Here is a 12,119-nt window from a genome sequence, read left to right as displayed (position 1 = left end):
TCAGGATCTCTTTTAGGGGGGCAGGGAGTAAACGCGTCACCCCCGGGATCTATTCGACTTTTGTGCGTCAGGGTGTTTTAACGATATCCACCGAGATTTCGACGGCGGCGATCGGGCCCCGATTTTCCAGCCAGTGGACCGTATTATGGTCTTCCGGCCACCCGACGCCGGGACCGTAATCGGTGGCGATACCGTTACGATGATCGGTGATGATCCCCTCAAGGATAAAAACGGTACCGGGGCGATCGATATGATCGTGCACTGGACCAAAGACCGCGCCGGGGGCGAGTGTCACCCTGCGCATGCGAAGCTGTCGACCGTCCATGCCTGCGATCTCCGGGCCCAGATCGACGATGGAAAGCAGTTCAACGGTAACGCCCTGGGTTTCTGGTGCGGTTTCTTTGTGGCTCATGACGGTGCCCTCCTGAAATAAGTTTAGCCTTCAGGAAGCAGGGTGGGAGGGAATAAAAAAGGCCGCGTATGCGGCCTTTCGAAGGGATTACTCAGTGACTTTCTTTTCCAGCTCGCTGGCACCTTCTTTGGTTTTGTTCCAGCCTTTCTCAGCGCCTTCTTTGGTGGCATCCCACCCTTTCTCGGTGCCTTCTTTGGTTTTATGCCAGGCTTTCTGGGAATCTTCGCTGACCTTGCTGCCAAAGCTTTCGCTTTTACCTTCCGCAGCGTGCTTCTGTTTCAGCTTCAGCTCTTCACCTTTATTCTGCTCTTCGTGCAGTTTTTGCTTCGCCTCGTTGGCGTTTGCGTTCGCCGCAGCGACGGTATCGTCAGTTGCATGTGTGGTCGCAGCAAATACTGGGGAAGCCAGCAGAACGGCAGATAATGCGATAATTGTTTTTTTCATAATATCCTCATTTAACGTTATCGGTTATGAGCGTGATTCAGCATGGCACAGGCGAAGCGGGATGGCTTTAGGAAAAAACTGTAATGAGATCAATGTGCCCTGATGAGGGGGATTTCGCCTGAGGATTATCCAAAGGATAAAACGCCTATTTCCGCGAGGGCGGCGAGCGTCAGGAGAATGAATATTATGACGGTTATAGGTCTGTACATGGTGGAGTTCCTTCCGGGTTGAGGCGGCTAATCCGTAGCGCTGGGTGGGGGTGTTTTTTTATTCTCCATAGGGGGAGAGGCGGTGTCGTTGATGTTGGTCAAAGGGAGAGTGTAGCTTCTCAAGCGAGAAGATGAATGAGCTCTGTCAGGGCTGGACGTAGTGATTGTGGTGGAGAGATCACAGATTAAAAATATCTGGCCTGCCTATAAACAGCGCGATACCCTGTAATGCTTTGTCTTTTTTGTGAACAGGAAAAAGTATGCTTAGTACGTTACCCGATTTACACAGAAGTTTTGCAGAGCAACTTAAGCTTAAATTTCAGGCTGATTCGCGGATTCACTCCCTTCTCGCTGGCGGCTCGCTTGTTCATGGCGGGTTTGATAAATATTCCGATCTTGATTTTGTCGTTGTAGTAGACCCTCTCTACTATGACGAAATCATGGCTCAGCGTATTGTGTTCGCCGGAACACTGGGTCACCTGCTCCATGCTTTCACCGGGGAACATGTGGGAGAGCCTCGTCTGCTTATCTGCCTGTATGGTCCCGAACTCCTTCATGTCGATCTGAAATTTGTCACCCTGGAAATGCTCACTCAGCGCGTTGAGGAGCCCGTGGTGTTATTTACCCGTGATAACACCGCTCTGGAGCGCCAACTGGCAAAATTTAGCGCTAACTGGCCTGATATGACGCCGGAGTGGTTTGAGTCCCGAGCCTGGATCTGGCTTCATTACGCGGTGGTGAAACTGGGAAGAGGAGAACTCTTTGAAGCGATAGGCATGCTGGCATTCTTCCGGGAGCAAGTGCTGGGACCTATGCTGTACCGTCGAGCAAATCTACCGCAACGTGGGGTTCGCCGCATCGAATGCCTCAGCATTGATCCTGATAACCTGTTGGCTTCCACGCTGGCAATGCACAATCGTGATTCCGTCAGCATGGCCCTCAGAAAGGCTGTTGATGCTTATATCACGCTGCGTGCTGATGCGCTGCCGGAAAATATCGCGGACGATGCGGCCCGTTGGGCGGTCCTTGCCTTGCTGAAAGCCGGAACTCGAGCCTGAAAGATTTTGGCCTGTTCCGCACCCGAGTTCAGACGACGTTTGCTAAAAAAATGGTCGTCTGAATTTCGGTTGTGAGGTTCTTACTGAGTGCTTAGATTCATTTTCAATCTATCGAGAGGATATGAATATGAACTTTGCAGAACGCCACTATCAGCATGAGCCTCTTCTTATCGCCAACGTCTGGGATGCCGCCAGTGCTGTCGCAGCGCAAAAAGCAGGCTATCAGGTACTGGGAACGTCCAGTGCAGCTATAGCGTCCACACTGGGATATGACGACGGCCAGGAAATGCCGTTTGATGAGTTATTTTATATGGTCACCCGGATCCGGGCTGTCAGCAACCTGCCATTGAGCGTTGACATGGAAGCAGGGTATGGTGATTCAGCCGAAGAGATAGCAGCCAATCTGAGGCGCCTTGCTCAGACAGGCGTCGCAGGCGTTAACCTCGAAGACAGCCGAGTCATAAACGGGGTTCGTCAGCTTGACGATGCCTCTGATTTTTCCCGTAACCTGAGAGCAGTGTGCAATATGCTGAGAAGGGAAGATTATCGTCTGTTCATGAATATCCGGACTGACACGTACCTGCTCGGGCATGAAGACGCGTTGCAGGAGACGATATTACGGGGTCAACGCTATAAAGCTGCAGGTGCCGACGGCCTTTTTGTTCCCTGCCTGACGTCAGAGAAAGACATTAGCCTCATAGCAGAGGCAACGGGATTGCCCCTGAATGTCATGTGTATGCCCGATCTACCGTCATTCGACAGGCTGAAACGGGCTGGGGCAAGCCGCATTTCAATGGGCAATTTTGTTCATTCAGCGATGCAGTCAACGTTGACTGATGTCATGCATGCGATCCGAGCGCGTCAGACGTTTGAAGGACTTTTTAGTAATGAAAATAACCGATAAGAATTTATGCGATATCTGGTATCAGGCATTACTTGAACGTGCTTCAGACTACATTGGCGTGTTTTTTGTTGGCGTCAAAACCACTGGCGTATTCTGCATTTCGGTATGCCGGGCGCGAAAGCCCAAACGCGAAAATGTCGAATTTTATAAAGATGCCAAATCTGCCCTGGCGGCTGGCTTTCGTCCCTGTAAGGTCTGCAGGCCCGCTGAAAATGCGCACAGCGCGCCATTATTCGTTGAGCAGGCGCTTGCGCTTGTCAGGCGCGATATTAAATCCCGTGTAGCAGACGCGGAGCTTCGTCAGCATGGCATCAGCCCGGAGCGGGTAAGACGTTGGTTCCTGCAACATCACGGCATCACTTTTCAGGCTTTCCAGCGAATGCAGCGGGTGAACGTTGCCTTGCAGGAGCTGAAAAGCGGACGAGCGGCGACTGACGTTGCGCTGGACAATGGCTATGAATCCCTTAGCGGCTTTGGTTACACCTACAAGCGGCTTACAGGCGCAGCGCCGACTCAGGCAACCCAGGTGATAGTCATTCACCGGTTTACCACGACGCTTGGACCGATGTTTGTCTGCGCGACAGAGCTGGGTGTCTGTCTGCTGGAGTTTACCGATCGCCGGATGTTGGAAACTGAATTCCGCGATATACAGCGTTTATTTAACGCCAGAATCGTCACCGGCGAAAACAACCATACCCGACAGACAGTAAAAGAGATCGACGAGTATTTTGCCGGAACGCGCCGACAGTTTGATCTCGCTTTAGATGCCCCGGGCAGTGATTTTCAACAATCCGTCTGGCATGCGTTGCGTGCTGTTCCCTATGGACAGACCTCACACTATCAGGCCATTTCACTACGGCTTAATAAGCCAAATGCTGTGCGCGCCGTCGCTGCCGCTAACGGTGCCAACCGGATTGCGATTGTGACTCCCTGTCACAGGATAATTGGAAAAGATGGCGCGATGACAGGTTATGGAGGGGGGATTTCACGCAAAGAATGGCTCATTGAGCATGAGAGAAATAATGTTTAATGGTGTGATGTTGCTGTGTCGCCGGGAAATTTTATGAACTTCGCGGGACATATTGAGGGTACAAAAAAGCCCGCAGGGCTTGCGCCATGCGGGCTTTCAGGACTTCATCAGTCGACTCTGGTGATCGCCGATGGAGAATTTTGGTGGAGCTGGCGGGAGTTGAACCCGCGTCCGAAATTTCTACATCCTCGGTACTACATGCTTAGTTTGTCTTTACATTCGCACGCCAGCTGCGGACAGACACGCCACTAACGAACTAGCCTGATTAGTTTTAACGCTTCAACCCCAGGCAGGGCTTCCACGCGATCTCTTTTGGGTTTGACCTCTCTTTGATCCCCGTCTTAAGAGCGGAAGCTAGGGAGAGAGGGCTCAGAGCAGGTTATTAAGCTGCTAAAGCGTAGTTTTCGTCGTTTGCGACTATTTTTTTGCGGCTTTTAACGAGGCAAACCGCCCCTCGGCATGCACCTTGGGTTTCGCAAATCCCGTCGAATCCAGAATCAGCCCCAATAGTGTTGAACTGAGTATACCAGATTTCACTTCCTGGATACCAGCCCGGAACGCTAACTTATTGAATAGTACAATAAGTATGCAGAATCAACGTCCTGCGTTTTTCATGATGCGCGCTTTGTCGAGCTGCCATTCGCGCTCTTTCAGGTCAGTACGTTTGTCGTGCTGTTTTTTACCCTTCGCGACGCCAATTTTCACTTTGCACCAGGCGTTTTTCCAGTACAGCGACAGGGCGACCACGGTGAAACCTTCACGGTTGATGCGTCCGTAGAGGGATTCCAGCTCACGCTTGTTCAGCAGCAGCTTGCGGGTGCGCGTAGGGTCACACACGTAGTGTGAGGAGGCGACGGTCAGCGGCGTAAAGTTCGCGCCGAACAGGAAGGCTTCGCCATCTTTCAGGATCACGTAGCTATCGCCGATGTTGGCTTTCCCGGCGCGCAGCGATTTTACTTCCCAGCCCTGCAACGCAAGGCCAGCTTCGAATTCTTCTTCAATGAAATACTCGTGGCGAGCACGCTTGTTGAGCGCAATGGTCGCCGAGCCTGGTTTATGTGCTTTTTTCTTCGTCATAAGTGTCGTAAAGCCGTCGGTAATCTGATTTCAAAAAGTCACCTCATTGCGTCCTGTGAGGTCTAACGCGCTATCTTAGCACGAGATGAGGCTTAGCGTTTTTTTAACAGGTGATAAATGTTATTATTTGTCCGTTGTGTGACCATGGGAAATGCTATGCCTCAGATTAGCCGTACTGCGCTTGTGCCTTACAGCGCGGAACAGATGTATCAGTTAGTGAACGATGTTCAGTCTTACCCAGAATTTATTCCGGGATGCACCGGGAGCCGCGTTCTGGAGTCCGGCCCGACGCAGATGACCGCGGCGGTGGACGTCTCCAAAGCGGGGATCAGCAAGACGTTCACCACCCGCAATACGCTGACCAGCAATCAGAGTATTTTGATGCATCTGGTAGATGGTCCGTTTAAAACCCTGATGGGAGGCTGGAAGTTTACGCCGCTGAGCGCTGACGCCTGCCGCATCGAGTTCCAGCTGGACTTTGAATTTACCAATAAGCTGATTGAGCTGGCGTTTGGCCGCATCTTTAAAGAGCTGGCGTCCAATATGGTTCAGGCGTTCACCACCCGCGCCAAAGAGGTTTACAGTGTCGCATAAGATAGCTGTAGAAGTGGTGTACGCATTGCCGGAGAAACAGTACCTGCAGCGCGTGACGCTGGAAGAGGGAGCAACCGTTGAGGCAGCTATCCGCGCGTCCGGCATCCTTGAGCTTCGCAGCGATATCGACCTGGCGAAAAATAAGGTCGGGATTTACAGCCGTCCAGTGAAGCTGGGTGATGTGCTGAAAGAGGGCGATCGGGTGGAGATTTATCGTCCGCTGATTGCCGACCCGAAAGAGCTGCGTCGTCAGCGTGCGGAGAAGGCGGGTAAGTAGCGTGTTTTCCCCTCACCCTGACCCTCTCCCCAAAGGGGCGAGGGGATAAAAGAAATACAAAAAAGGTGCTCAATGAGCACCTTTTTGCATTTCTGACTTCTGATTATTTGGTCAGGGCAGGCTTGTTGTCGATGTTGGTCAACACACCGGCGCTGCTGAAGGTCAGCGTCAGGGTCTGCTGGGTCGCATCTTCGTGGCCCGGCTTCTGACGGAATACATAGAACCAGGTGTTAGTGCCGAACGGATCGGACATCATCGGGGTTCCCAGTGTATAAGCGACCTGCTGTTGTGTCATCCCCACGCGGATTTTGGACACATCGTTAGGGGTAAGGTAGTTCCCCTGGTTGATGTCAGGACGGTAAACCACTTTCTCCAGAGTGGAACAGCCTGCGGTCAACATCAGAAGAACCGCAGCGGCAGCGGTCAGCATTTTACAACGCATAGTGATTTGATTCCTTTTCGGGCCCGAGCAGAACGCGGCTCATATGTAATATGCCGATGATAATAGACCTTGCCCCACTTTGAAACCGGTCTGGCGGCGTTTTTGTTGTTCTGTATGACCCTGAGATCCCGAAAAAGTTTATGCTGCCAGCAGTTCTTTCGCGTTCGCGAGCGTATTACGCGTGACTTCGCTGCCGCCGAGCAGGCGTGCCAGCTCCTGCAGGCGCGCACGTTTATCCAGCGGCTTCATGTGTGTTTCGGTCATTTCACCGTCGGTTTCTTTACTGACGATAAAGTGATGATGACCACAGCCCGCGACCTGCGGCAGGTGGGTGACACACATCACCTGCGTTGATTCGCCGAGCTGGCGCAGCAGTTTACCCACCACCGCCGCCGTTGGGCCGCTGATGCCGACATCCACTTCATCGAAAATCAGCGCCGGGGTTTCCATTTTACGCGCGGTAATCACCTGAATTGCCAGCGCAATACGCGACAGTTCACCGCCGGAGGCCACTTTGGAGATAGCCTGCAGCGGCTGCCCCGGGTTGGTGGTGACGCGGAACTCGATGCGGTCCGCACCTTCCGCCGTCAGGTGGTTCTCTTCAAAGCGGACATCAATGGTGAATACACCGTGCGGCATCGCCAGTGTGTGCATGCTGTCGGTGATGTGCTGGCTTAGTTCCAGGGCGTAATGCTGACGGATTTCATGCAGCTTTTGCGCCGTCGCCAGCGCCTGTTCATGGTGCAGGTTCACCGCCAGAGAGAGGGTTTCCTGCGAGTCAGCCTGATCGTCAAGCTGCTGCTGCTCTTCCAGCAGAGACTGATAGTAGCCCGGCAACTCTTCCGGCGTGACGTGGTGCTTGCGCGCCAGTGAAATCTGACGGGAGATACGCTGCTCCAGCTCAAACAGACGGTTCGGGTCGAGATCCAGACGTTCACAGTAGTGGCGCAGTTCGTCACTGGCTTCGGAGATCTGAATAGCCGCTTCTTCCAGCATATCCAGAACGCCTGAAAGCTTGCTGTCCATGCCGACCAGTTCGGTAATCAACTGGCGGACGTTATACAGCTGTCCTTGCAGGTTTACGTCTTCGCCATCCGCCAGCAGGTTAAGCGCATTCTGGCTGGTTGAGAGCAGGTGACCGCTGTTCGCCAGGCGTTTGTACTCTTCGTCGATTTGCTCAAACTCACCCGCCTGCGGGTTGAATTCGTTCAGCTCTTTAAGCTGGTACGCCAGCAGCTCCGCACGTGCGGCGCGCTCCTGGCTTTGCTGCTGGTGCTGGGCGAGCTCGCGGCAGCTCTGATGCCACTGGCGATAGTGTTCCGCCATAAGCTGAGTAAGCGCGTACTCACCCGCATAGCCATCCAGCAGCGCTTTCTGCTGTTCGGGTTTGACGAGTTGCTGGTGCGCATGCTGACCGTGGATCTGGATAAGCAGCTGGCCGAGTTCACGAAGCTGGGAAAGCGGAACCGCCGTGCCGTTGATAAAACCGCGGGAACGACCGTCGCTGCTGATGACGCGGCGGAGTAAACACTCACGTCCATCTTCGAGCTGGTTCTGCTCCAGCCAGCGCTGGGCGGCAGGGGTGTCTTTCAGGGAGAAACGGGCGCACAGGTCGGCACGGTTGGCGCCCATGCGCACCATATCGCCCTCTGCGCGGCCGCCAAGGCACAAGCCGAGGGCATCAATGGCAATGGATTTACCTGCACCGGTTTCCCCGGTGATCGCCGTCATGCCGCTGTGGAAATCGATCTCAAGCTCACGAACAATGGCAAAGTTGCTGATGGTCAGTTGTGCCAGCATAATTGTTTTCCTGTATGAAAAACCATGACTGTATTTTCATACAGTATAAACTGGTTTTTTATACAGTAAAGTACTGGATGCAGAATCAGAACAATTTTTTTGACCAGCCAAGCTTCGAGCTTAATGTGTTGAAATAGCTGTAATCTTTCGGATGAATCAGATTCAGGTGGTAATCACACCGGCGAATAAGCACATCTTCACCTTCCTGGATCGGCAGCGCTATCTGACTGTCGCAGCTGATCTCCAGGTCGTTACGGCGGTGCGAGAAGCGCAGACGGATCGTGCTGTCGCCGTTGATGACAAGCGGACGGGCGGAGAGCGTGTGCGGGAACATTGGCACCAGGGTAATGGCATCCAGCGAGGGCGTCAGGATCGGGCCGCCGGCAGAAAGCGAGTAGGCGGTTGAGCCGGTCGGGGTGGAGATAATCAGCCCGTCAGAACGCTGGGAGAAGGCAAAGATTTCGTCGATATAGACTTCGAACTCGATCATGTGCGCCACTTTACCGGGGTGAAGGACCACCTCGTTAATCGCGGTGCTGATGCGCTTCTGGCAGTCCTGCTGGCACACCTGCGCTTCCAGTAAAAAGCGTTTTTCACTGATATAGTGGCCTTCCAGCACGTCGGCCAGCTGCTGCTGCGCATTGTCCGGGTCAAGGTCGGTTAAAAAGCCGAGATTGCCACGGTTGATGCCGATGACCTTAATGTCATAACGCGCCAGCGTGCGGGCCGCGCCGAGCATGTTGCCGTCGCCGCCCACCACCACGGCGAGATCGGCCTGTTGGCCTATTTCCGCCAGCGTGCCGGTTTTGACGCTCTTCAGCTGCAGCTCCTGGGCAATCTGCTGCTCGACCATCACTTCATAGCCTTTGCTACACAACCAGCGATACAACATTTCATGTGTCGTTAGTGCGGTAGGGTGACGCGGATGCCCGACGATCCCAATACACCTGAAATGATTATTCATTTTCTGGAGGTCCTTGTGCCTGATGAATGATGACAATCTGTCTTGTTCCCTTGAATCCCGGAAACTGATCCCCATAATAAGCGAAGTTAGCGAGATGAATGCAGAAAAACGCGGAGAAATTCATGAGTAGTAAAGAACAGAAAACGCCTGAGGGGCAAGCCCCTGAAGAAATTATCACGGAACAGCACGATGAAGTTGAGGCTGTAGAGCCAGACGCATCTGCTGAGCAGGTGGACCCGCGCGATGAAAAAATTGCGAATCTGGAAGCCCAGCTGGTAGAAGCACAGAATCGCGAACGCGATGGTGTTCTGCGCATCAAGGCGGAAATGGAAAACCTGCGTCGTCGTACCGAGCAGGACGTTGAGAAGGCGCATAAATTTGCGCTGGAGAAATTCGTCAACGAACTGCTGCCGGTAATCGATAGCCTCGATCGCGCCCTGGAAGTGGCTGACAAAGCGAATCTGGACAACGCGGCAATGATCGAAGGTATCGAACTGACGCTGAAATCCATGCTCGACGTGGTGCGTAAGTTTGGCGTGGAAGTGATTGCCGATACCGACGTTCCGCTGGATCCAAACGTTCACCAGGCGATTGCGATGGTGGAGTCCGAAGAAGTGGAAGCCGGTAAAGTGCTGGGCGTAATGCAGAAAGGTTACACCCTGAACGGCCGTACCATTCGCGCTGCGATGGTGACCGTGGCGAAAGCGAAAGCGTAATTCGCTATCCGTAGTGCCGGGTAGCGGCGTTCGCCTTACCCGGCCTACTGCCTTACTCTGCGATACTTTCGCGCAGAGGTTTAACAGGCAGGACTTTCACCTGCTTAATCATATTGTCCTGCACGTCCAGGATATCAATATCGTACTGCTCAATGCGCACCCGCGTGCCCGCCGCCGGGATCTCTTCCAGCGCTTCCAGAATCATCCCGTTAATGGTCCGAGCCTCATCTTCCGGTAAATGCCAGTTAAATGCTTTGTTGAGTTCACGAATGTTCGCGCTGCCGTCAATCAGCACCGAGCCGTCGTTTTGCGGGGTGACCTCTTCCGCGAGGGAAGGCGACATTGAGGTGGTAAAGTCCCCGACAATCTCTTCCAGAATATCTTCGACCGTCACCAGCCCCTGGATATCGCCGTACTCGTTGACCACCAGGCCGACCTTCTTCTTGTTACGCTGGAATTTCACCAGCTGCGTGCTGAGGGGGGTTCCTTCCGGCACGTAGTAAATTTCGTCGGCGGCGCGCAGCATCACCTCTTTGGTGAACTCTTTTTTCTCGGTCATCAGACGGTAGGCTTCGCGCACGCGCAGCATGCTGATGGCGTCATCCAGCGAGTCGCGATAGAGCACAATGCGCCCGTGCGGGGAGTGCGTCAGCTGGCGAACGATGGCTTTCCAGTCGTCATTGATGTCGATACCGACGATTTCGTTACGCGGCACCATGATGTCGTTCACGCTCACCTTTTCCAGATCCAGCACCGACAGGAGCATGTCCTGATTGCGCCGGGAGATCTGCGAGCGGGATTCATGCACGATGGTGCGAAGCTCTTCTTTGCTGAGCGCGCTGCTGATGGTGACGTCGGCTTTGATTCCCACCATCCGCATCAGGACGCGCGTCACCATGTTCAGCAGCCAGACCAGCGGCATCATCAGGATCTGCAGCGGTGCCAGCAGGAAGCTGCTCGGGTAGGCGACTTTCTCAGGGTAAAGCGCGGCGATGGTTTTCGGCAGCACTTCGGCAAACACCAGCACCACGAACGTCAGCACGCCGGTGGCAATCGCCACCCCTGCGTTGCCGTACAGGCGCATCCCGACGATGGTGCCGAGGGCAGAGGCCAGAATGTTGACGAGGTTGTTGCCGATGAGCACCAGGCTTATCAGGCGATCCGGCTTGCGGAGCAGTTTTTCAACGCGACGTGCGGCGCGGTTACCCTGTTTAGCACGATGACGTAACCGGTAGCGGTTTAAGGTCATCATGCCGGTTTCCGAGCCGGAGAAATAGGCGGAGATGACCACCATGACGATCAGCGTAACGATCAGCGTGGTGGTAGAGATGTGTTCCAGGGGGAACTCCTTTGTTTCTTAGCCAGCAAATTGCTGTATGAAGCGGCTGCCAAAATAGGCAAGGGTGAGAATGCCCGCACCCGCGACGTTGAACCAGACCACGCGACGACCGCGCCAGCCTTCATGATAATGGCCCCATAACAGGACAATATAGACAAACCACGCGATGATGGAGAGCACCGCTTTATCGATATTCTCCACGCTGAACAGGTTCTTCATGTAAAACAGGCCCGTGCAGAGCGTCAGCGTCAGCAGCACCACGCCCACCTGGGTGATGTGGAACATCTTGCGCTCAATGACCATCAGCGGCGGCATCTCATGATTAAACGCCAGCTTTTTGTTTTTCAGCTGATAGTCAATCCAGGCGAGCTGCATGGCGTAAAGCGCGGCGATGATCAGCGTCGCGTAGGCAAAGAGCGACAGGCCGATATGCACCAGCATCCCCGGGGTAGCCTCCAGATGCGTAATAAACTCATTAGGCATAAAGGTGGCGAGGGCCAGATTGATCAGCGCGAAGGTGTAGACAATCGGCAGCAGCAGCCAGCCGCGATTTTTAGACGCGACGATGGTCATCACCGTACAGATCATCAGGCTGACCAGCGAGCCGACGTTGAGGACGCTCAGGTTTTGCACGCTGCCGTCGCCGGGAATGATGCGTGATTCCAGCGCAAAGGCGTGGCTAATCAGTGCGATCACCGCCGAGAGAATAGCCATGCGCCGCCAGCCGCTGTTTTTTTGCAGCAGTCCGGGAATAATCAGCGCGAGGCTGACAGAGTAGGCAACAAGGGCGATCAGTGCGAAAACAGGCATATAGGCATCGACAGTTGTCTTAATAAGAAAGAGAAGCAGTATA

The 12,119-nt window shown here is 53.8% G+C and carries 14 protein-coding genes and 1 other RNA gene; 6 read left to right on the top strand and 9 right to left on the bottom strand.

Annotated features, from left to right (window positions below):
* Positions 1-67: 67 nt before the first annotated feature.
* Both AC4IC4_RS17635 and AC4IC4_RS17630 read right to left on the bottom strand, forming a co-directional pair.
* The gene (locus tag AC4IC4_RS17635; protein ID WP_491471604.1) at positions 68-412 is read right to left on the bottom strand and encodes a cupin domain-containing protein; all 345 of its coding nucleotides are present in this window, start codon (positions 410-412) and stop codon (positions 68-70) included.
* Positions 413-499: 87 nt separating this feature from the next.
* A complete protein-coding gene (locus tag AC4IC4_RS17630; RefSeq protein ID WP_008502540.1) occupies positions 500-856 on the bottom strand; it encodes a hypothetical protein in 357 nt (118 codons plus the stop codon).
* A 469-nt stretch (positions 857-1,325) separates the two neighbouring features.
* On the opposite strand from AC4IC4_RS17630, the gene AC4IC4_RS17625 reads away from it, so the two are divergent.
* From AC4IC4_RS17625 to AC4IC4_RS17615, 3 genes are all read left to right on the top strand, one after another.
* Positions 1,326-2,123, top strand: a complete 798-nt coding sequence (locus AC4IC4_RS17625; RefSeq protein WP_491471603.1) for a nucleotidyltransferase domain-containing protein — start codon at positions 1,326-1,328, stop codon at positions 2,121-2,123.
* A gap of 127 nt (positions 2,124-2,250) precedes the next feature.
* Complete coding sequence (locus tag AC4IC4_RS17620) at positions 2,251-3,027, top strand: isocitrate lyase/PEP mutase family protein (RefSeq protein WP_491471602.1); 777 nt, start codon at positions 2,251-2,253, stop codon at positions 3,025-3,027.
* Positions 3,011-4,057: a bifunctional transcriptional activator/DNA repair enzyme AdaA gene (locus AC4IC4_RS17615; RefSeq protein WP_491471601.1), complete on the top strand. Its 1,047-nt coding sequence runs from the start codon at positions 3,011-3,013 to the stop codon at positions 4,055-4,057. Before AC4IC4_RS17620 ends, AC4IC4_RS17615 begins: the two co-directional genes overlap by 17 nt.
* A gap of 141 nt (positions 4,058-4,198) precedes the next feature.
* Here the strand turns inward: AC4IC4_RS17615 and ssrA are convergent.
* Both ssrA and smpB read right to left on the bottom strand, forming a co-directional pair.
* Positions 4,199-4,562: a transfer-messenger RNA gene (gene ssrA / locus AC4IC4_RS17610) on the bottom strand.
* A gap of 89 nt (positions 4,563-4,651) precedes the next feature.
* Positions 4,652-5,134: an SsrA-binding protein SmpB gene (gene smpB, locus AC4IC4_RS17605; RefSeq protein ID WP_024908331.1), complete on the bottom strand. Its 483-nt coding sequence runs from the start codon at positions 5,132-5,134 to the stop codon at positions 4,652-4,654.
* A 156-nt stretch (positions 5,135-5,290) separates the two neighbouring features.
* Here smpB and AC4IC4_RS17600 point away from each other — a divergent pair, with 156 nt between their 5' ends.
* Positions 5,291-5,728: a type II toxin-antitoxin system RatA family toxin gene (locus tag AC4IC4_RS17600; RefSeq protein WP_024908332.1), complete on the top strand. Its 438-nt coding sequence runs from the start codon at positions 5,291-5,293 to the stop codon at positions 5,726-5,728.
* A complete protein-coding gene (locus AC4IC4_RS17595) occupies positions 5,718-6,005 on the top strand; it encodes an RnfH family protein (protein ID WP_023308884.1) in 288 nt (95 codons plus the stop codon). The genes AC4IC4_RS17600 and AC4IC4_RS17595 overlap by 11 nt, the downstream gene beginning before the upstream one ends.
* A 103-nt stretch (positions 6,006-6,108) precedes the next feature.
* Here the strand turns inward: AC4IC4_RS17595 and bamE are convergent, their stop codons facing one another.
* From bamE to nadK, 3 genes are all read right to left on the bottom strand, one after another.
* The gene (gene bamE, locus AC4IC4_RS17590; RefSeq protein WP_023308883.1) at positions 6,109-6,447 is read right to left on the bottom strand and encodes an outer membrane protein assembly factor BamE; all 339 of its coding nucleotides are present in this window, start codon (positions 6,445-6,447) and stop codon (positions 6,109-6,111) included.
* Between the two features lie 138 nt (positions 6,448-6,585).
* Entirely contained in the window at positions 6,586-8,247 is a 1,662-nt protein-coding gene (gene recN, locus AC4IC4_RS17585; RefSeq protein ID WP_491471600.1) for a DNA repair protein RecN, read from the bottom strand.
* An 85-nt stretch (positions 8,248-8,332) separates the two neighbouring features.
* Complete coding sequence (gene nadK, locus AC4IC4_RS17580) at positions 8,333-9,211, bottom strand: NAD(+) kinase (protein WP_008502500.1); 879 nt, start codon at positions 9,209-9,211, stop codon at positions 8,333-8,335.
* 122 nt (positions 9,212-9,333) lie between these two features.
* Here nadK and grpE point away from each other — a divergent pair, with 122 nt between their 5' ends.
* Positions 9,334-9,927 (top strand): nucleotide exchange factor GrpE, encoded by a 594-nt coding sequence (gene grpE, locus AC4IC4_RS17575; RefSeq protein ID WP_491471599.1) that lies wholly within the window; start codon positions 9,334-9,336, stop codon positions 9,925-9,927.
* A gap of 52 nt (positions 9,928-9,979) precedes the next feature.
* Here grpE and AC4IC4_RS17570 read toward each other — a convergent pair whose 3' ends face one another.
* Together AC4IC4_RS17570 and AC4IC4_RS17565 are read right to left on the bottom strand one after the other, a co-directional pair.
* Complete coding sequence (locus AC4IC4_RS17570) at positions 9,980-11,266, bottom strand: HlyC/CorC family transporter (protein ID WP_032646908.1); 1,287 nt, start codon at positions 11,264-11,266, stop codon at positions 9,980-9,982.
* An 18-nt stretch (positions 11,267-11,284) separates the two neighbouring features.
* Positions 11,285-12,076 (bottom strand): cytochrome C assembly family protein, encoded by a 792-nt coding sequence (locus AC4IC4_RS17565; protein ID WP_032623031.1) that lies wholly within the window; start codon positions 12,074-12,076, stop codon positions 11,285-11,287.
* Between the last annotated feature and the right edge of the window lie 43 nt (positions 12,077-12,119).

This window comes from Enterobacter sp. Taxon_2 (assembly GCF_058355295.1).
Note: the sequence above shows the minus strand (reverse complement) of the source record. Positions and strands in the feature narration are given on the sequence as shown.